General features: G+C 47.3%; 17 protein-coding genes, 5 tRNA genes and 1 pseudogene. 10 read left to right on the top strand and 13 right to left on the bottom strand.

All coding sequences use genetic code 11. The annotated features are described in order from the left end of the window. Nucleotides 1-146: 146 nt before the first annotated feature. The 8 genes from ACNA7P_RS07560 to rsxA form a co-directional block, all read right to left on the bottom strand. Entirely contained in the window at nucleotides 147-1,457 is a 1,311-nt protein-coding gene (locus ACNA7P_RS07560) for an amidohydrolase (protein WP_416258013.1), read from the bottom strand. 139 nt (nucleotides 1,458-1,596) lie between these two features. Continuing rightward, complete coding sequence (gene nth / locus ACNA7P_RS07555) at nucleotides 1,597-2,232, bottom strand: endonuclease III (RefSeq protein ID WP_416258012.1); 636 nt, start codon at nucleotides 2,230-2,232, stop codon at nucleotides 1,597-1,599. Between the two features lie 10 nt (nucleotides 2,233-2,242). After that, nucleotides 2,243-2,941, bottom strand: coding sequence for an electron transport complex subunit E (locus ACNA7P_RS07550; RefSeq protein ID WP_416258011.1), 699 nt, complete (start codon nucleotides 2,939-2,941; stop codon nucleotides 2,243-2,245). Beyond that, on the bottom strand, nucleotides 2,938-3,576 hold the full coding sequence (gene rsxG / locus ACNA7P_RS07545; RefSeq protein ID WP_416258010.1) for an electron transport complex subunit RsxG: 639 nt from the start codon (nucleotides 3,574-3,576) through the stop codon (nucleotides 2,938-2,940). The genes ACNA7P_RS07550 and rsxG overlap by 4 nt, the downstream gene beginning before the upstream one ends. Next, a complete protein-coding gene (rsxD, locus tag ACNA7P_RS07540) occupies nucleotides 3,576-4,652 on the bottom strand; it encodes an electron transport complex subunit RsxD (RefSeq protein WP_416258009.1) in 1,077 nt (358 codons plus the stop codon). The genes rsxG and rsxD overlap by 1 nt, the downstream gene beginning before the upstream one ends. Further along, on the bottom strand, nucleotides 4,652-6,313 hold the full coding sequence (gene rsxC, locus ACNA7P_RS07535) for an electron transport complex subunit RsxC (protein WP_416258008.1): 1,662 nt from the start codon (nucleotides 6,311-6,313) through the stop codon (nucleotides 4,652-4,654). The genes rsxD and rsxC overlap by 1 nt, the downstream gene beginning before the upstream one ends. After that, nucleotides 6,313-6,945, bottom strand: a complete 633-nt coding sequence (gene rsxB / locus ACNA7P_RS07530) for an electron transport complex subunit RsxB (RefSeq protein ID WP_416258007.1) — start codon at nucleotides 6,943-6,945, stop codon at nucleotides 6,313-6,315. Before rsxB ends, rsxC begins: the two co-directional genes overlap by 1 nt. Beyond that, entirely contained in the window at nucleotides 6,942-7,526 is a 585-nt protein-coding gene (gene rsxA, locus ACNA7P_RS07525) for an electron transport complex subunit RsxA (protein WP_416258006.1), read from the bottom strand. The genes rsxB and rsxA overlap by 4 nt, the downstream gene beginning before the upstream one ends. A 223-nt stretch (nucleotides 7,527-7,749) precedes the next feature. Between rsxA and ACNA7P_RS07520 the strand changes: the two genes are divergently transcribed. After that, nucleotides 7,750-8,274, top strand: coding sequence for a phosphatase PAP2 family protein (locus ACNA7P_RS07520; RefSeq protein WP_416258005.1), 525 nt, complete (start codon nucleotides 7,750-7,752; stop codon nucleotides 8,272-8,274). Nucleotides 8,275-8,276: 2 nt separating this feature from the next. Here ACNA7P_RS07520 and ACNA7P_RS07515 read toward each other — a convergent pair. Next, a tRNA-Asn gene (locus tag ACNA7P_RS07515) sits at nucleotides 8,277-8,353 on the bottom strand. Nucleotides 8,354-9,150: 797 nt separating this feature from the next. Beyond that, nucleotides 9,151-10,341 carry a pyridoxal phosphate-dependent aminotransferase gene (locus tag ACNA7P_RS07510; RefSeq protein ID WP_416258004.1) on the bottom strand — a complete coding sequence of 397 codons (1,191 nt, stop codon included), beginning with the start codon at nucleotides 10,339-10,341 and terminating at the stop codon, nucleotides 9,151-9,153. A gap of 226 nt (nucleotides 10,342-10,567) precedes the next feature. Here ACNA7P_RS07510 and ACNA7P_RS07505 point away from each other — a divergent pair, with 226 nt between their 5' ends. The 4 genes from ACNA7P_RS07505 to ACNA7P_RS07490 all read left to right on the top strand — a co-directional run bounded on the left by ACNA7P_RS07505 (nucleotide 10,568) and on the right by ACNA7P_RS07490 (nucleotide 14,404). After that, the gene (locus tag ACNA7P_RS07505; protein WP_416258003.1) at nucleotides 10,568-12,010 is read left to right on the top strand and encodes an MATE family efflux transporter; all 1,443 of its coding nucleotides are present in this window, start codon (nucleotides 10,568-10,570) and stop codon (nucleotides 12,008-12,010) included. After that, nucleotides 11,910-14,027 (top strand): excinuclease ABC subunit UvrB, encoded by a 2,118-nt coding sequence (uvrB, locus tag ACNA7P_RS07500; RefSeq protein WP_416258002.1) that lies wholly within the window; start codon nucleotides 11,910-11,912, stop codon nucleotides 14,025-14,027. The genes ACNA7P_RS07505 and uvrB overlap by 101 nt, the downstream gene beginning before the upstream one ends. Before the next feature lie 172 nt (nucleotides 14,028-14,199). After that, a tRNA-Val gene (locus ACNA7P_RS07495) sits at nucleotides 14,200-14,275 on the top strand. A 53-nt stretch (nucleotides 14,276-14,328) separates the two neighbouring features. Beyond that, a tRNA-Val gene (locus tag ACNA7P_RS07490) sits at nucleotides 14,329-14,404 on the top strand. Nucleotides 14,405-14,473: 69 nt separating this feature from the next. Here the strand turns inward: ACNA7P_RS07490 and ACNA7P_RS07485 are convergent. Next, nucleotides 14,474-14,866 carry an MAPEG family protein gene (locus tag ACNA7P_RS07485; RefSeq protein WP_416258001.1) on the bottom strand — a complete coding sequence of 131 codons (393 nt, stop codon included), beginning with the start codon at nucleotides 14,864-14,866 and terminating at the stop codon, nucleotides 14,474-14,476. 159 nt (nucleotides 14,867-15,025) lie between these two features. On the opposite strand from ACNA7P_RS07485, the gene gltX reads away from it, so the two are divergent. The 5 genes from gltX (at nucleotide 15,026) to ACNA7P_RS07460 (ending at nucleotide 18,435) form a co-directional block, all read left to right on the top strand. Next, nucleotides 15,026-16,450, top strand: coding sequence for a glutamate--tRNA ligase (gene gltX, locus ACNA7P_RS07480; RefSeq protein WP_416258000.1), 1,425 nt, complete (start codon nucleotides 15,026-15,028; stop codon nucleotides 16,448-16,450). After that, on the top strand, nucleotides 16,451-17,098 hold the full coding sequence (can, locus tag ACNA7P_RS07475; RefSeq protein WP_416257999.1) for a carbonate dehydratase: 648 nt from the start codon (nucleotides 16,451-16,453) through the stop codon (nucleotides 17,096-17,098). Nucleotides 17,099-17,279: 181 nt separating this feature from the next. After that, nucleotides 17,280-17,355 (top strand) — tRNA-Ala (locus ACNA7P_RS07470). A gap of 76 nt (nucleotides 17,356-17,431) precedes the next feature. Next, a tRNA-Glu gene (locus ACNA7P_RS07465) sits at nucleotides 17,432-17,507 on the top strand. Between the two features lie 190 nt (nucleotides 17,508-17,697). Next, entirely contained in the window at nucleotides 17,698-18,435 is a 738-nt protein-coding gene (locus ACNA7P_RS07460) for an SDR family NAD(P)-dependent oxidoreductase (protein WP_416257998.1), read from the top strand. A gap of 147 nt (nucleotides 18,436-18,582) precedes the next feature. Here ACNA7P_RS07460 and ACNA7P_RS07455 read toward each other — a convergent pair. Both ACNA7P_RS07455 and ACNA7P_RS07450 read right to left on the bottom strand, forming a co-directional pair. Beyond that, nucleotides 18,583-18,882, bottom strand: a pseudogene (locus ACNA7P_RS07455) (2-amino-4-hydroxy-6-hydroxymethyldihydropteridine diphosphokinase); the annotation flags it as partial. Continuing rightward, nucleotides 18,879-19,490: an arylesterase gene (locus ACNA7P_RS07450; RefSeq protein WP_416257997.1), complete on the bottom strand. Its 612-nt coding sequence runs from the start codon at nucleotides 19,488-19,490 to the stop codon at nucleotides 18,879-18,881. The gene ACNA7P_RS07450 and the pseudogene ACNA7P_RS07455, both read right to left, overlap by 4 nt. Nucleotides 19,491-19,499: the final 9 nt, after the last annotated feature.

Raw genomic sequence — 19,499 nt, 5'->3', positions numbered from 1 at the left:
GAAAGCGTTCTTTAATGGTAGGCCGACGTTGTTCGTTAGATGAAGCTGGTTCAGCAGTACTCATTACAATCCTTTATTTTTTAGATAAATTTAGCGCAAAATTACCCTGTTATTCGCGGGCTCCATTCATGTTTCGAGTAACAGAATTAATGCGTGGCAGGATAATCTAAAGCCCAATTAATAAATAATTCCGTGCCAACACGTAATGCAGCTTCGTCGGCGTAGAAGTAGGGCGAGTGATTACTGGGTGCTGTGCTCGGCTCTTGGTTTGGTGGTGTAATACCAAGAAATACAAACATACCAGGAACTTCCATAGCGTAGAATGAGAAATCCTCTGCCCCTGTTACCAAATCAGCCTCATACACCTTATCACGGCCAATAACTCGTTCTGTTGTGGGCATCATTCGGGCTACGAGTTCTGGATCGTTCACGGTAACGGGGTAGCCTTCATGAATGGTAACTTCTGCTTTGGCGCCACTAGCAGCCGCTGTCATTTCCGCGGTAGTGGTTAACTTCTCAAAAATCTGGCTGCGAATACCCATATCGAAATTACGAATGGTGCCCTCAAGGTAAACTTCGTCGGGAATAATATTATTGCGTACGCCACCTTCAACGATACCAAAACTTACTACGGCGGGTGCTTTAGTAATATCTACTTGGCGGCTAACAATGGTTTGTACGTTGTTGATAATTTGGCTTGCAACCACGATAGGATCAACGCCACCCCAGGGCCGTGAGCCATGAGTTTGTTCACCACGCACGCGAATTTCAAAGCGATCGGAAGACGCCATTAAAGGCCCTTTACGATACCCAATATGCCCCGTAGTGCCTGCCGACCAAACGTGAATTCCGAGCACAGCTTCGGGTTTGGCAATATCGAATAGGCCTTCTTTGAGCATTAGCTCAGCACCGCCTTCTTCGCCTTCAGGAGCACCTTCTTCCGCAGGCTGGAAGATAAACATAACGTTGCCAGCAAGTTGCTCTTGCACGCCGGCTAAATATTCTGCGGCACCCATTAACATGGCTACGTGCAGATCATGGCCGCACGCGTGCATTACCGGCACCTCACGGCCTCGGTATTCGCCAGTTGCAGTAGAGGCGAAGGGTACATCGGTCATTTCTTGTACCGGTAGGGCATCCATATCGGCACGCAACGCGATGGTTGGCCCAGGGCGGCCGCCACGAAGGATACCCACCACACCGGTATGGGCAATTTCAGTGGTTACTTCCAAGCCTAAGGCACGCAAATGCTCAGCCACAACGCCGGCTGTGCGAAACTCTCGATTACTTAGTTCTGGATGCTGGTGAATATCGCGGCGCCATTCGATAACGCGTTGCTCTAATTCATTACTAATAGTGGCGTTGCTTGAGGAAACATCAGCTGCTGGTTGGGCATAACTAATGCCAACAAAAAGATGAGTAGCAAGCGCGATTAAACCGATCATTGTAAGCTTCATTTCGTTTCCTCTAAATGGGTGAGTTAAGCTCAGTATTACAGTGAGTATTACGAAGCGCAACTATCACCTAAGCTTATCACCTAAGCCTATTACTCAAGCCGTATCAAGAGTTCTTGCTACTTGCCATAAACGTAGTACTTTACAGCTCGATTTTATTAGCATACTCACAAAGATCTTCGATCAAGCACGAGCCACATCGTGGTTTACGAGCGATACAGGTATAGCGCCCATGCAAGATGAGCCAATGATGCACATCTACCTTGAATTCTGCAGGCACTACTTTCAATAGCCGCTGCTCTACTGCTTCTACCGTTTTACCCGGTGCTAACTTGGTACGATTGCTTACCCGAAAAATATGCGTATCTACCGCAATAGTTGGCCAACCAAAGGCCGTGTTAAGCACCACATTTGCAGTTTTCCGGCCAACCCCTGGCAGTGCCTCTAGCGCTGCACGATCTTCGGGCACCTCGCCGCCATGCAATTCTACTAACATGCGGCAGGTTTTAATCACATTTTCGGCCTTGGTATTAAATAGGCCAATGGTTTTAATATAATCTTTTACGCCATCCACACCTAACGCCAACATATCGGCAGGGTTGTTGGCAACGGCAAACAATGGCCCTGTGGCTTTATTTACCCCAACATCCGTTGCTTGCGCAGAGAGAAGCACGGCAATCAGGAGCTCAAATGGGTTACTGAAATTCAGTTCCGTAGTAGGGCTGGGGTTTTCGGCCCGCAGCCGCATTAAGATTTCAATGCGTTTTTGTTGATTCATAATATTCTTATTAATTTACTGTTGTTACTCGCGCGCGCTGTGCTTTTGCGATTGGCTGTTTAGCGAGCTTCTCTTTGCGCCGCAAATCAAGCCAGTTTTTCCCGGCAATTAAAAAGCCCATACAAATAAATGCACCTGGCGGCAGAATGGCTAACAGCAGCGGATAATCAAACTGAATGAGTTGGATACGCAATTCGCTGGCCCATGCGCCAAGTAATAGTTCGGCGCCATCGAATAGCGTGCCTTGGCCAAGCAGCTCGCGCATTGCGCCAAGAGCTACCAGTACTGCGGCAAAGCCTAAGCCCATCATCAAACCATCAAACCCTGCTTTATGCCAAGCATTCTTGGAAGCATAAGCTTCCGCTCGGCCAATGATGGCACAGTTGGTAACAATTAACGGAATAAAGATGCCTAAGGCCATGAATAAGCCATAGGTAAAGGCATTCATAGTGAGTTCTACCAGCGTTACAAAGGTAGCAATTACGATTACAAAAACCGGTATACGGATTTCATTGGGCACAAAATTACGCACTAACGAAACCGTGATATTTGAACCTACCAGTACCAGCATGGTGGCAATACCAAGACCGAGCGCATTGGTAACGGTTCCTGATACAGCGAGCAATGGGCAAAGGCCCAATAGTTGCACGAGGGCAGGATTATTTTCCCATAAACCATCTTTACTTAGCGTTGCGTACTCGTTACTCATGCGCTTGGCTCCTGATAACAATTCGCCGGGGCAGTAAACAGCATTTCGGTGTTTTCACTAGCAAACCATGCCGCTTTTTGTACGGCATTCACTACCGCACGCGGGGTAATGGTGGCACCAGTAAACTGATCAAACATACCATTATCACGGCGCACAGCCCAGCGAGCATCATTTTCTGTACGTACTTGTTTGCCATCGAAGCTAAGGATCCAAGGGCTTTTTGCTAGTTCAATTTTATCGCCTAAACCCGGGGTTTCGCGATGTTGCAAAACGCGCACACCCTGCACGGTACCGCTGCGATGCACTGCCACCAACATGTGGATATTGCCACTGTAGCCATCTGTTGCCGTAGTACGCAGCACCACTGCGTTGTTCATTCCTGCCATGCGAGCACGATATACCGGCTGCTTCGCGGCACCTAAAACACTTGGTGCTGCAATGAAGGCGCAATCGGCGTATAGATCGTTATCATGTTGGCTAGCAGGTACTAACTCATTCAAGGTGCGTAAAAGTTCGTTACGCTGTTGCTCGGCAATACGATCGGCGGTTAAAAATTGTGTTCCCACCACTAAGGATGTTGCCGCAAGAGCAAAGGCACCAAGAATAAGGCCGTTTTTTTGCATATTTCTCAGCATTAACGTTCCTCTCGTTGGTAGCCATAGGTAGTAGGGCGGGTGTATTGGTCTATTACCGGTACACAAAGGTTTGCGAGCAGCACGGCAAAGGCTACTGCATCTGGATAGCCGCCAAAGCTGCGAATGAGATACACCAGCACACCAATGAGTGCTGCATAAATTAGCTTGCCGCGATTAGAAGTAGCTGCGGATACCGGATCGGTAGCAATGAAGAATGCTGCCAGCATGGTTGCGCCGCTAAACAAATGAATATTCAAGCCGGGCAAATAATCGGGCGCAAATACACTGCCAATGATGGCACAAACTGCAAGCGCGCCAAGAAACGCCCCTGGGATGTGCCATTGAATTACCCGTTGTTGCAGTAATACCAAGCCACCGAGTAAATAGCCTGCATTTACCCACTGCCAACCCATTCCGGCTATACCGGTGAATTGCTGATGTTGGGTGGCTTCCCCTAAGGTTAAACCTTGGCTTAGTTGGGTTTTAATATGGTCTAACGGGGTGGCCATTACTACCGCATCTAATAAGGTGCCGGTATCAATGCGCCGCATTTGTTCCACGCTGTAGCCGTCACTGGTGTATTGAAACAGGAACAAGTGCAGGGAATCGAGGAAGCTAGGTACATTGGTAGCCAAGCTAGCCGGTGGTAGCCAGGCGGTCATTTGCACGGGAAACGATATTAACAGCAGTACATAACCGGCCATCGCAGGATTGAAGATGTTTTGGCCTACGCCGCCAAATAAGTGTTTTACTACGCCTATCGAGAACAGCGTACCAATTACAATCACCCACCAAGGGGCAAGCGGCGGGATGCTCACCGCTAGCAATGCAGCGGTAACAATAGCGGTATTATCGCGTAACCCAGACATCGCACTGCGATCGCGCGCCATTAAACACAGCGCTTCGCAGGCGCAAGCTACGGCAATCGCCACTCCGAGTTGAAATAACACGCCCCAACCAAAGAAATATAGCTGCGCTATGAACCCTGGGATCATAGCAAACAGTACAATGTTCATCAGGGTTGCCGTGGTACGGCGTTGATGATTATGCGGTGAAGAGGCGATATAAAAACTCATCAGTTTTGCTTACCTTTACGTTCGTTTTCGGCCGCACTATTTTGGCTTTCGGCATTAGCTTGCGCGGCTTTCTTAGCTTTTGCCCGCGCTAGGGCAGCTTGCACAGCCGCACTGGTGCCTTTGCCAGCACCAGGCTTGGTATCTGGAGTAGCTGGTGATGTTGGCGCTTCTGCGGCTCGTGCAGCTTGCGCTGCTTTGCGAGCTTCTGCAGCGCGCCGATGCTTCTCTAAGCGTTCTTCTTTCTCGCGCTCTAAGCGTAATTGCCGGGCCTCAAATCGTTGCCGAGCAATTTCCGCTTTTTGGTGTTCAATTGCTTGTTCGCGGATTTCTGCTTTTGCTTGCCGATAGTATTGCACTAGTGGAATTTGGCTGGGGCATACATAAGCGCAAATACCGCACTCGATACAATCTACAATATGGTGCTGCTTTAACGCATCATAATCCTGCGCCTTGGCGTGCCAATATAATTGCTGAGGCAGTAACGATGCGGGGCAGGCTTGTTCACAAGCACCGCAGCGAATACAGGCCATTTCAGCATCAGCTGGGGCAAGTTCCGAAGCGGTGGGCGCTAAAATGCAGTTGGTAGTTTTGGTAGCCGGTACCTGCAGGTTGGCAATGGTATAACCCATCATTGGGCCGCCAATAATAACGCGCTGGTGTTTACTGGGCTGAAAGCCTGATTGCTGTAATAGATACTCTACTGGTGTACCTAGCGGGACCCACGCAGTGCCGGGGTGGTGTAGTGCTTCGCCAGTTAAGGTAACCACACGCTCAAGCAGTGGTTCGCCCACATCAATGGCATGAGCCACCGCATACGCTGTGGCCACATTTTGCATAAGAATGCCGATATCGGCGGGCAAGCCATTTGCTGGTACTTGCTTGCCAGTAAGAATTTGAATTAGCTGTTTTTCGCCCCCCGATGGGTACTTGGTGGGGATTACGCGAAGAATAATGTTGGCAATCGCAGTACTGCTAGTTTCGGCTATTGCAGTGGCCACCGCATTAATCGCTTCTGGCTTATTGTCTTCAATCGCGAAAATAACGCTTTTTGCACTAGTGAGTTGTTGCAGTAGCTCACAACCTCGCAGAATTTTTGCCGCGTGTTCGCGCATTAAGCGATCGTCGGCAACAATATAGGGCTCACATTCAATGCCATTGATAATCAATGCATCAATATTGCGCGCTCCAGCAACCTTACGCGCGGTGGGGAACCCTGCACCACCAAGGCCAGCAATGCCCATTTGTTGTAAGTGCTGGAGCACTTCGCGCTGGCTAATGGCATGAATATCGGCAATAGGTTGATATGGATACGGCGCATCTTGATCATCGGGTTGCAGATACACGGTGAGGCCGCTTAACCCAGAAGGATGATTTAATGGGTGCTCAGTAATGGCTTTAATAGTGCCTGAGGTAGAGGCATGAATAGGTAAACCATTATCAACGCCGGGTATGCTGAGCGGCTGGCCTTTTAAAACATAATCACCTACTGCAACACATAGCTCACCTGCCGCGCCGGCATGTTGGCGCAGGGGAATATACAGCATGGGTGCCAGCGGAAAGCGTTGAATGGGCTTTAAGTTGGCCGGAGATTTCCGTTCATCAGGTTGAACACCTCCCGGGAAATTCCACAGCCGGCTTGTTGCGGTAATTTCAATTGCCATTAACCATTCACCTGTTGCTGTTTTGTTACTTCCGGTTCGTTGCTGCCATTAACTGATGTTTGCCCAAGCTCAGCTAAGTGATTCATTTCTATAACGGGGATTTGCTCTAACTGCCACTTCCAGCGTTCCGGCTTGGGCTCTACTGGAACCATATCGATACAATCTACCGGGCAGGGTTCTACGCATAAATCACAACCCGTGCATTCATCGGCGATTACCGTATGCATTTGCTTGGTAGCACCTAGAATGGCATCTACCGGACACGCCTGAATACATTTGGTACAGCCAATACACTCATCTTCGCGGATTACCGCTACCTTCTTAATATCTTCTTCACCATGCGCAGCATCTAAGGGTTTCGCTTCACGGCCCAGCAAATCAGCCAACTTATCAATGGTGGCTTGGCCACCTGGAGGGCACTTATTTAATTCATCACCATTAGCAATCGCTTCTGCGTATGGGCGACAACCCGGATAGCCGCATTGGCCGCACTGGGTTTGCGGTAAAATACTATCGATTTGCTCAACGATAGGATCACTTTCCACCCGAAAGCGGATAGCTGCAAAGCCAAGAATAAGGCCGGCAATCAGAGCCATGATTGCTAATGCAGAAATACCAATTACCCAGCTCATGATACGCTCACCAAGCCAGAAAAGCCCATAAAGGCAAGCGACATCAAGCCCGCAACAATCATACCAATAGCGGCACCTTTAAAGGGCTGTGGTACATCAGCTGCGGCCACACGTTCTCGTAATGCCGCAAACAATACTAATACCAAGGAAAAACCTGCCGCAGCGCCAAAACCATACACAATGGATTGAATGAAATCATGTTGCTCGTTTACGTTCAGGAGCGCTACACCTAACACCGCGCAATTAGTAGTAATTAATGGCAGAAAAATACCCAATAGGCGATACAGGGTAGGGCTGGTTTTGTGCACTACCATTTCGGTAAATTGCACAACCACGGCAATAACGAGAATAAAGCTAAGGGTGCGCAGCGACATTAAATTGAAGGGCTGTAAGATATATTCATTCACCAGATAGCTGCTCACCGATGCAAGGGTAAGCACAAATGTAGTAGCCAACGACATGCCAATTGCAGTTTCTAACCTGTTTGATACGCCCATAAATGGGCATAGGCCAAGGAACTGAACTAACACAAAGTTGTTCACTAGTACTGTAGCTACGAGTAGTAAGAGAATTTCAGTCATCTACAACCTTTAGGTGTATCTGTGCGGTGGTGCAGAAATTAGTACTGCTATTATCAGGCTTTAGAGCTGCAGAAACAACTTACAGAATGTAGGTTTTTTCGATAATTGCTAGCAACCTACCGATTTTCATGAGTGCTTGTGTAGGCACTAGCCGAGGTTTGCAGTAATATACATGGTTCGAACAAATGCCCACGGGCGAATTTTAGTAGTAAGGAGCCTTCGGTTGCTATCGATTTTAAAACGCTTGCGAGCAATAGATGAGGCAGTGTTTCATTGGCTGTTTCAATCTACGCGAGCACTGCGGAAAAGCCGTTTGGCATTCTGGCTATCGCGCAGTGGTGATGGACCTTATTATGCGTTGTTCGCGCTGTTTGCAGGTATTGCCGCTATTGAGGGGAGTATCTTGTTTATTCAACGAGCGCTACTTGCATATGCTATCGAGATCCCGCTGTTTATTGGTTTAAAAAATTTATTACGGCGAGATCGGCCGATCTTGTTACGCAAATACAAGCCAGTATTAAAGCCAGCAGACCGCTTTTCCTTTCCTTCCGGCCATTCAACGGCCGCGTTCCTATTTGCTGCGTTAGTTGTGGCAAGCTTTCCCGTGTGGGCACCGGTGTTTTACGGTTGGGCTACATGTGTGGCCATTTCACGCGTTGCGCTTGGGGTACATTATCCGAGTGACGTGATTGCTGGCGCCATTTTGGGCTCTATGATCGCAGGTTTTGTAGTAGCGGTATTACCTTAGAATGGCTCCCCAGGTTGGATTCGAACCAACGACACATGGATTAACAGTCCACCGCTCTAACCAACTGAGCTACTGGGGAATTGCTTAACGGGGCGGAATGTTAAAGCGCTAGGGCGATAGTGTCAATATATGAAAGCGATAAAATTCATGTTTTTGTGCTAAATGCATAGATTTTGAACGTGTTGTTCATATTTTATCGTGCTTCATTCAGTTACTACTAATTAGTTACAGAAAAGAGTAGTTTTTACCTAGAATATGTGGTTCCCCCCGTTAACATTTTATCCACAACTGCAATGATCGCTTGATACTCGTGGCGTACAGGATCTTATCCACTATTTCTGTGGATAACCTTGTGGTTAACTCTGTGGGCGAGCTTATTTTATAGGGGCTATAGCTGATTTTATCGTTAGATTAAAAATTGGCATGTTTTTTATTTTCTATATATATCAATTATTTATAGCTTTAGGCTGGATCTGGATGAGTTTTTGCACAGCTATGGCGCAATATTTCAGCAGGAAGCGAAAAAAATTGTGTATTACTTTCATGCAAGTAACGAGGTAAGTGCCCGTTTTTGCTGGAGTTACGATGGTAGTAACCGCAAACCTGTACAGAAACTATACCATTTGTAAAATATTACAACTTGACTTCATGCGCCTTTTACTAGCGTAAAAAGCACTTGTTTTCACAAAAGAAACAATTACTTTTAAGGCTTCTATTAGGCAAATCTAATCAAGTTAGTAAAATAAAAAAATGCCACGTTCAGAATGTTTCACTGAGCGTGGCATTTAATACAAATCTTTTTTGTAAGTTTTAATAGGGTTGTTAATGAGCTTCGAGAGCAACCCTATATCGTTTCGCTAGGTATGCTAGTTTCCGTTATGCATAGTGCTGGGCAAACTTAGCAATGCGCTGCACGGCTTCACTAAGAACCTCACGGCTGGCCGCGAAGGATAAGCGAAAATGGCCTGGCGCGCCGAACGCAGAGCCCGGTACTAGCGCAACATTGGCTTCGCTAAGAAGCTTTTCACACAGCTCGATATCTGTGTTTACACCAACGGCCGCCATTAAACCCTCAATATTTGGGAAGGTGTAGAAAGTGCCATCGCCAGCGCGTACTTTCAGGCCAGGGATTTTGCTCAATTCAGCAACCAAGGTATCGTGGCGGGCACGGAATTCTGTAACCATTTCACCAATGAAGCTTTGATCACCGGTAAGTGCGGCTAGCGCAGCATACTGCGAAATAGATGCTGGATTTGAGGTGCTTTGTGATTGTACTTTCTTCATTGCCGCAATGAGCTTCTGTGGGCCCGCTGCGTAACCAATGCGCCATCCGGTCATGGCATATGCTTTGGATACGCCAGAGAGGATTACAGTGCGATCTATCAGGTCTGGCGCAATCATTGGTAGGTTTACAAAGGGTTCTTTGGTCCACAAGATATGTTCATACATATCATCGGTAGCAATCAGCACCTGCGGATGCTTGCGCAGTACCGCCGCTAAACTTTGCAGTTCTTCCGCTGTGTACGCCATACCTGTTGGGTTGGAAGGGCTATTTAAAAAGAGTAATTTGGTTTTACTCGTGATGGCGGCATCGAGTTGCTCAGCTGTAATTTTGTACGCTTGTTCAATCCCCGCTTCAATTACTACGGGTTTAGCACCTACAAGAAGGGTCATATCTGGGTAAGAAACCCAGTAGGGTGCCGGAATTACTACTTCATCACCCGCATCTAACCAAGCAGTAAGAAGATTGAAAATGCTGTGCTTACCGCCAGCAGATACTAGTATTTGGTTCGGTTCATAGGAGAGTTGATTATCGCGCAGAAACTTATCGCATACCGCTTGCTTCAACTCCGGAATACCATCTACTGCGGTATAGCGAGTATGTCCAGCATCAATAGCCGCCTTTGCAGCAGTGCAGATAAATTCAGGTGTAGTGAAATCGGGCTCACCAACACCTAAGCCAATCACATCGGCACCGGCTGCTTTTAGTTCAGCCGCTTTCTGGCTTACTGCGAGAGTTGGTGAGGGCTTTATTGCATTAACGCGCTCGGAAAGTTTGTAATCCACACGGCACCTATGAACGTAAGTTTAAAAGGAAATTGAAGGGTGTATTGAGCTTAAAATAACGCTCACAACTACTTAAAATAACGCTCACAACTATATGTGCAATGGTGCTAAATGTCTAGTGAGGCAGCGCGTGTTACATGGCTTTTAACGGTAAAATAGGGTATGCTATGCGCTCTTTTTTAAGAAACATCGAGTAGCCCTACTCGATTTATGAAGTGGAGTAGGAATGCGCTCGTCTGCAGCATCAATTAAATCTGAACAAATGCTCAACGCGCCGATTCCGAGTACGCTATGGTCGATGACCTGGCCGATGATATTTGGTGTGCTTACGCTGCTCAGCTTTAATCTTGTTGATACCTTTTTCATTAGCTTGCTGGGTACTGAATCGCTCGCCGCGATCGGTTTTACCTTTCCGGTTACCTTTACCATTATCAGTTTAACCATTGGTTTGGGCATTGGTACCTCGGCGGTAATTGCGCGCAAGCTGGGTGCTGATGATTATGAAGAAGCGCGCCATTGTGGTAGCTCTGCACTTTGGCTAGCTGCATCCTTGGTGGCCTTGTTGGCGCTACTTGGCTATCTATTTTCCCAGCCAATTTTTTCTATGCTCGGTGCTAGTGCAGAAATACAGCCACTGATTAATCAATACATGAATATTTGGTTTGCGGGCGCCGTTTTCTTGGTGTTACCCATGGTGGGGAATAGCATTCTGCGGGCTGCCGGTGATACCAAAACACCTTCATTAATAATGGCCGCTGGCGGTTTAACAAACGCTATTCTTGATCCCATCTTGATTTTTGGTTGGGGGCCGATTCCAGCCATGGGCATGCAGGGCGCTGCTTATGCCAGTGTGGGTTCATGGTTAATTGGTTTTGCCGCGATCATCTATTTGTTGGTGTGGCGAAATAAATTAATTGATCCGATTCCGCCAAGTGTTAAAGAATTTCTCAAATACGCGCGCCAGTTAATGAAGATTGGTTTACCTGCGGCCAGCGCGAATATGCTCACGCCAATCGCCATGGGTATATTAACGGCCATTGTGGCAACCCATGGCGCACCCGCGGTAGCCGCGTTCGGTGCTGGGGCGCGCATAGAATCGATTGCTTCGGTGGTGATATTGGCGCTTTCCATGGCATTGCCACCTTTCATTAGCCAAAACTTTGGCGCCGGAAAAATTCGCCGCGTACAAGAAGCCTACAAAACTGCTTTGCGGTTTGTATTGCTGATGCAAGCGGTAATGTACTTATGTATGTTAGCGTTGCTGCCGTTAATACAGTTAGCGTTTGCCCGCGATGCCGAAGTAGCTCGAGTATTGGCATTATTCGTATGGATTATGCCGATTGGCTATGGTTTGCAGGGTTGGATTATTCTTACCAACTCGTCATTGAATGCACTGCACTTGCCAATTCAGGCGTTATGGCTGAGCATCATTCGCTTATTTGTAATGTTTGTACCGCTTTCTTGGTTAGGCAATACATTGTTTGGTTTACCTGGCTTATTTGCCGGCGGGGTGATCGCGAATGTGATTACGGCGGTAATTGCTTATCGTTGGTTTATGCGAGAAACCAATGGCCAAGCCGGCATTATTGATAAACATACTGCGGCTCGGTTACAAAAGAATGCCGAAGCGAATGCTCAAAAACCTGAAGGAGAACAACATGGCGCGTGATTTCCAGCTTGTTTCTGATTATCAACCAGCTGGTGATCAGCCGAAAGCGATCGCCAAACTGATTGAAAACCTTGAAGCTGGCCTAGCGCAACAAACCTTGTTGGGCGTAACGGGTTCCGGTAAAACCTTTACCATGGCAAATGTGATTGCAACTACTAATCGGCCAACGCTGATTTTAGCCCACAACAAAACACTAGCTGCCCAGCTGTATGGTGAAATGAAAGAATTCTTTCCGAATAATGCGGTGGAATATTTCGTTTCTTATTACGATTACTATCAGCCGGAAGCTTATGTGCCCACTACAGACACGTTTATTGAAAAAGATGCCTCGATAAACGAACACATTGAACAAATGCGATTATCGGCCACCAAGGCACTTATGGAGCGCCGTGATGTAGTGTTAATTGCATCCGTTTCGGCAATCTATGGTTTGGGTGATCCTGAATCGTATATGAAAATGATGCTGCATTTACGCCGTGGCGATATGATTGATCAGCGTGATGTGCTGCGCACTTTGGCTACCTTACAGTACAAGCGCAACGATGATGCGTTTACCCGTGGCACCTATCGTGTGCGCGGCGAAGTAATCGATATATTCCCAGCAGAATCAGATGATGTTGCCGTGCGCCTTGAACTGTTTGATGATGAAGTTGAGCGCATCAGCTTATTTGAACCCCTTACCGGCCAAGTAACACAAGCCGATTTGGCCCGTTATACGGTATACCCGAAAACTCACTATGTAACCCCTCGGGAAAAAATTGTAGAAGCAATTGAGCATATTAAAGAAGAGCTGAAAGAGCGGCGTGAGCAGTTTTTGGGTGAAAATAAACTGATTGAAGAACAACGTATTCGTGAGCGCACCCAATTTGATATCGAGATGATGCTGGAGTTGGGGTATTGCTCTGGTATTGAGAACTACTCACGGTATTTATCTGGCCGCGCTCCTGGCGAGCCACCGCCAACGCTAATGGATTACTTGCCCGATAATGCCTTGCTGATTATTGATGAATCACATGTAACGGTTTCGCAAGTTGGAGCCATGTACAAAGGCGATCGTTCCCGCAAAGAGAATTTAGTGGGGTATGGCTTCCGGTTACCTTCGGCGCTAGATAATCGGCCGCTTAAGTTCAACGAGTTTGAGGCGATATCGCCGCAAACCATTTATGTATCGGCAACTCCTGGTAAGTATGAAATTGAGAAGTGTGGTGATGATTTTGTAGAGCAGGTTGTGCGGCCAACCGGCTTAATCGATCCGGAAATTGAGATTCGCCCAGTGGGCACGCAAGTGGACGACGTGATGTCGGAAATCCGAGACCGCGCAAGCCGTAATGAACGCGTTCTGGTTACCACACTGACCAAACGAATGGCCGAAGATTTGGCTGATTACCTAGATGAGCACGGTATTCGTGTGCGCTATTTGCATTCCGATATTGATACCGTAGAGCGCATGGAAATTATTCGTGATTTACGTTTAGGTGAGTTTGATGCACTCATCGGTATCAACTTATTGCGAGAAGGCTTAGATATGCCTGAGGTATCGTTAGTGGCGATTCTTGATGCGGATAAAGAGGGCTTCTTGCGTGCTGAGCGTTCCTTGATTCAAACCATAGGCCGAGCAGCACGGAACGTGAATGGTAAAGCGATTCTGTATGCAGATCGCATTACCGGCTCTATGCAGCGCGCGATGGATGAAACCGATCGCCGCCGAGCCAAGCAGGTAGCCTATAATCTAGAACATGGTATTACCCCGCAAGGCCTGAATAAGAAAATTACTGATGTAATGGATTTGGGTGGTGGTAAGGCAGCAGAAAAGCGGAAACGTGATAAAGAGCGTGTTGCGGCTGCCGGTGCTGGCATTCGTTTACCGGAATACCGGGATCCGAAAGAAATTGTGCACGAAATTAGTGTGCGTGAAAAAGCTATGTATCAAGCTGCGAAAGACTTGGAGTTCGAAAAAGCTGGCAAGATTCGCGATGAGATTCATGCCTTGCGTGAGCAATTGAAAGTGAATGTGTAATACTTGAAAGCGTTTGGGTAATACTGGTAAAAGTAACTGCGTGGCGTATTCAACGCGGTTATTTGGCAAACAAAATGCGCTAAATTTCAGCAGTTGGCACAATTTGCTTAAATTTGCGGTTGACAGCTTTAGCCGCATCCCTATAATACCCGCCTGCAACACAGCGAAATGCGGATGGTTAGCTCAGCTGGGAGAGCACCGCCCTTACAAGGCGGGGGTCACTGGTTCGAGCCCAGTACCATCCACCATATTTTTATTATCGCGATAGCCGGTTTGGCAAATCGAGGTAAACACCAGCTTAGGATGGTTAGCTCAGCTGGGAGAGCACCGCCCTTACAAGGCGGGGGTCACTGGTTCGAGCCCAGTACCATCCACCAAATAAAAAACTCGCGTTAGCGCTGCTATCGCGAGTTTTTTGTGCGATTTTTTTATTTTTCGGCGGCGGGCTAGCCCCAAATAGCGCGGCCTGCCATCCAAAAACTGACTATCATACTAACTAGCCAAATCAATGAGCGTAAACTCGCTTTGTCAATCCAGTAACACACTACATATCCCACCCGTGCCGCTACAAATATCCAACCCAAAGCAATGGTAAGGCCATCAACTTTGCCCATGCTTACGGCGATAAATACCGCACAGGCATACACCATTAGTGCTTCAAAACTATTGTAATGGGCGGCAGTAGCGCGCGCTCCAAAACCTTTCAGGGCAGCCTGTTGCTGGCGAGGTAGGCGATTATCATAGCCCCCGGGCCTATCGTTCATGGCTTTAATGAGTGGCAACTTCGCCAAGTAAGGTAAAAACATTGCGATAAAGAGTGTGATAAGAAGGGCACTCATGCTTGTTTCCTCTGTTGTTGTTATTGCTGTGATTTACATTGTTTATTATTTGCCCAGCAACTAATTACGCAACTGTACCAGAAAGCGATCGCTGCCGTGGCGTTATTCTTCTGTTATAATCGGCGTAAATGTATTGCTTTACCAACAGGAAGATTATTCATGTCAGTTGTTTCTCGTTTTGCACCAAGCCCCACTGGATATTTGCATGTTGGCGGCGCGCGTACTGCTCTTTATGCCTGGTTAGTAGCACGCGCAGCAGGTGGCAAATTTGTTTTGCGGATTGAAGATACCGATCGTGAACGTTCTACCCAAGCGGCAATTGATGCCATTTTTGAGGGGATGCAATGGCTTGGTTTAACTTGGGATGAAGAACCAGTTTACCAAACAAAACGTTTTGAGCGCTATCAGGGCTTGATTGATGAGATGCTAACTGATGGCCGCGCATATAAGTGTTATTGCTCGCAAGAACGCTTAGAAACTATGCGCGAAGAGCAAATGGCTGCAGGTTTAAAGGCGCGTTACGATGGCCGCTGCCGTGATTTAAGCGCAGAGCAGCATGCCGCTAATGAAGGCAAGCCTTATGTGGTGCGTTTTCGGAACCCACAAGATGGCACTGTTGTGTTCGATGATCATATTCGCGGCCGTATCGAAATTGCCAATAAAGAGCTCGATGATTTGATTATTGCGCGTACCGATGGCACGCCTACTTATAATTTTTGTGTAGTGGTTGATGATTGGGATATGGGCATTACCCATGTAGTTCGTGGTGAAGATCATATTAATAACACCCCGCGGCAAATTAATATCCTGCAAGCTTTAGGGGCACCAACGCCAGAATATGCCCACGTTTCGATGATCTTAGGCGATGATGGCAAGAAACTCTCCAAGCGCCATGGTGCGGTTAGTGTTACTGAATATCGTGATAACGGTTATCTTGCCGATGCAGTAATTAACTATTTAGTACGCTTGGGTTGGTCGCATGGTGATCAGGAAATATTTAGCCGTGAAGAACTAATTAAGATTTTTAAACTGAGTGATATTAATAAAGCGGCTTCAGCATTCAATACCGAGAAGCTGAATTGGTTAAACCAACATTATATGAAAACCCTTCCTGCAGAGCAGGTGGCGGCTGAATTAGCTTGGCATTTTGCGCGTTTAGGCGTGGCAACAGAGAGCGGACCTGCACTGGTCGAGGTAGTAAAACTACAGGCTGATCGTGTAAAAACGTTAAAGGAAATGGCCGAGATCAGCCGTTACTTCTTCGTGTCGGTTACTGAGTTTGACGAGCAAGCTGCGAAGAAACACTTGCGGCCAGTGGCGAAAGAGCCGCTGCAGGATATTCGCGAGCGTTTTGCGAATCTGAGTAACTGGAGTGTAGAAGCAATTCACCAAGCCATTCAAGATACCTGCGAAGCATTGAACGTAGGAATGGGTAAGGTGGGAATGCCATTGCGCGTGGCAGCAACGGGTGGTGGTAATTCGCCAGCCCTAGACGCTACGTTAGCACTGATTCCACGCCATACCGTAGTGGAACGTATTGATCTCGCGCTAGAATTTATTCGGGCAAGAGAGGAAAACAGCTAAATGCCAAAAATTCGTGAGTTATTAGCTAATAATAAAAGCTGGGCGAAAGCCCAGCTGGAGCAAGATCCGGAATACTTTAACCGTTTGGTGAATCAGCAGAAGCCAGAGTATTTATGGATTGGTTGTTCCGATAGCCGAGTTCCTGCGAACCAAATTGTGGGCATGGCACCCGGTGAAGTGTTTGTGCACCGAAATGTAGCAAACCAAGTAATTCAAACCGATTTTAACTGCTTAGCGGTTATTGAATTTGCCGTACTGAACCTAAAAGTGAAGCATATCTTGGTAGTAGGGCATTACGGTTGCGGCGGCGTGCATGCAGCTATGGAAACTAGCCGCCATGGTTTGGTAGATCATTGGCTGCATCCAATTAAAGATATTTACCGCGCCAATGAAGAAAATTTGTGTAATCTGCCATTTGATAAACGTTTCGATAAGATGTGTGAGTTGAATGTAGTGGAGCAAGTGCACAACTTATCTAAGAACCACATTATTCAGGAAGCCTGGGATAGAGGACAGAAATTAAGTATCCACGGTTGGTGTTACAGCGTGCGTGATGGTTTGATGCGTGACCTTGGCGTTACCATTACGGGTAAAGAGGGCTTAGACCCAATTTATCAATATTATGCTGATGAAGAATCGGACGATTAAAAACCGCTAAATTTGTTACTCAGGTTATTGATTTGTTGAAAAAGAGATCAGATCGGTAAAAAAATAGCCGAACAGTAGAAAACCCCGAAAAAAAAGTTGACACTTTAGCGGGCTATTCATAGAATGCGCCTCGCTATCGGGGATGAACTCCCGTTAGCAAAACTGCAAAATTAGGTTGTTCGGGGCTATAGCTCAGCTGGGAGAGCGCTTGCATGGCATGCAAGAGGTCAGCGGTTCGATCCCGCTTAGCTCCACCACTTAAACGGCAAGTGAAAGTGCCGGCTTAAGCTAGGCAACCATCGTGAAAAGATTTTGCAGCGTAAACAGAAATGCGTCCCCTTCGTCTAGAGGCCTAGGACACCGCCCTTTCACGGCGGTAACAGGGGTTCGAATCCCCTAGGGGACGCCACTTTTCAAACTATCAAAGGACACCGGCTCTTAGTCCACGAGCGGCACCAAGCGCTCGAACCTCGCAAGGGGACGCCACTTTTCAAAAAACTAAAAGCCCGCTGCTAGCGGGTTTTTGCGTTTTTATGATCTGCTTGCTGTGATAATCCGTTAAGCTAGGGGTTATTCATCTGCGAACAGAGGACAGGCTTTTGGCAACCATTTCATCTTCACAACCTATTGCGTTAATTACCGGGGCAGGGCGCCGCTTGGGCTTGCACATGTGCCGTTCATTATTGGCCCAAGGCTGGCAAGTTATTGCCTTAACCCGCCAACGCTCTGGCGAATTAGCAGCACTTGCTGAGCAGCAGAGCCGTTTGGATATTATTGCCTGTAACGCGCTTGATATGGCGAGCGTGAATGCAACGATCGCGCAAATTCAACAGCGCTACCAGCATCTTGATTTCATCTTACACAATGCATCTATCTATGAGCGCGACAATGCTCATGAGCACGATTTTAGTGAGTTTTATGATGCCTTGTATCAAATTCACATGAAACTGCCTGCAACGCTAAATAGCGCCTTGAGTGAGTTGTTGGTAAATACACCGCGGCCAACTGCGAATATTATTCACGTTACTGATATCTATGCCAGTAATCCGAACCAAGAATATGCCTTGTATTGTTCTACCAAAGCGGGCTTAGAAAATTTGATGTTGAGTTTTGCCAAACGGCTGGCGCCAAAGGTTCGGGTGAACGCTATTCAACCTGGGCCCATTAAGTTTTTACCGGAACACTCTAATGCTGAGCAAAGCCAAGTATTAAGCGAAACCCTGTTGCCGTGTGAAGGTGGATTCGAAGCGTTGGAGAAGGGTATCGATGCGATCCTCACGAATGAGTACATTACCGCTAGCGTGATCAAAATCGATGGTGGCCGCTCGGTTACCTAAGGTTTTTTCTGTGCCCGGCAGCGCAATAGCTGCCGTGCTCTGTTGCTTGTTAGTTGAATGGTTTTGTAGAGCGTGTAGGGCAACAATGGAAGCTTGCACATAGGGCTCGTTGAAGCTTTCAGTAATACTAAAATCTAGGGTGTTTTGTGCCGCCAAAATATCGATATCCAAGGTGCGATCTTTGGCACTGCGGTTGGGGTCTGTACGATCTCGGCCGTGAGCACACTCGAGCTGATTTAGCCAACTTTTTAGCTCGCTAGTACTTTCATTACTGGCAATCAACGCAATACTGTTGAGAAAGCCATTGCTGGAATGAATAGCACAGGGCTCTGTGTGTACGATGGGCAGTATCAGTGCGGTTTGGTAGCGCTCACACAACTCATACAATGCTAAGCCAATGTTCTTTTCTGGCGCGAGGTTACTACCTAGGCTTAAATAGAAAATCATTCCGCTGTGTCCATTTGCGTTAGCACTTGCTGCTCGAGCAGTTCGCGAAGCTGTGGCTCCATAAGAGCTGCGATCTTCGGCTGTGCGGCTAAGTTTGGATGAATTCCATCGCTTTGCATGAGATCAGGGTTTAATGCTACCTCACGCATAAAGAACGGCACGAGTGGAATCCCTTTATCTTCGGCTACAGTGTGAAACACTTGGCGAAACATTTCGGTGTAACGGCGGCCAAGGTTTGGTGGTATTTCAACTTCGCTGAGTGCTACTTGAACGTTTCTGGACTGGATGATCGTAATCATCTGCCGTAAATTGTTTTCCATAGTAGAAAGATTAAAACCGCGTAAGCCATCATTGCCACCAAGTTCTATAAACACCATGTTGGGTTGATGGCGATCGAGTAAATTTTCTAAGCGGTTTAAACCGCCTGCAGTGGTTTCGCCACTAATGCTGGCGTTAATAATGCTAAGGTGAGGGTGGTTTGCCTGCCAATCCCGGGCAATTTCACTCACCCAGCTATCGGCTTCAGACAAGCCATAGCCTGCGCTGAGGCTATCGCCCAGCACCATGAGTGATACATTTGCATGTGCACTGCGTATAAACAATGACATTGCAAGTAC

Source organism: Aliidiomarina sp. (assembly GCF_047920995.1).
Lineage (GTDB): Bacteria > Pseudomonadota > Gammaproteobacteria > Enterobacterales > Alteromonadaceae > Aliidiomarina.
Note: the sequence above shows the minus strand (reverse complement) of the source record. Positions and strands in the feature narration are given on the sequence as shown.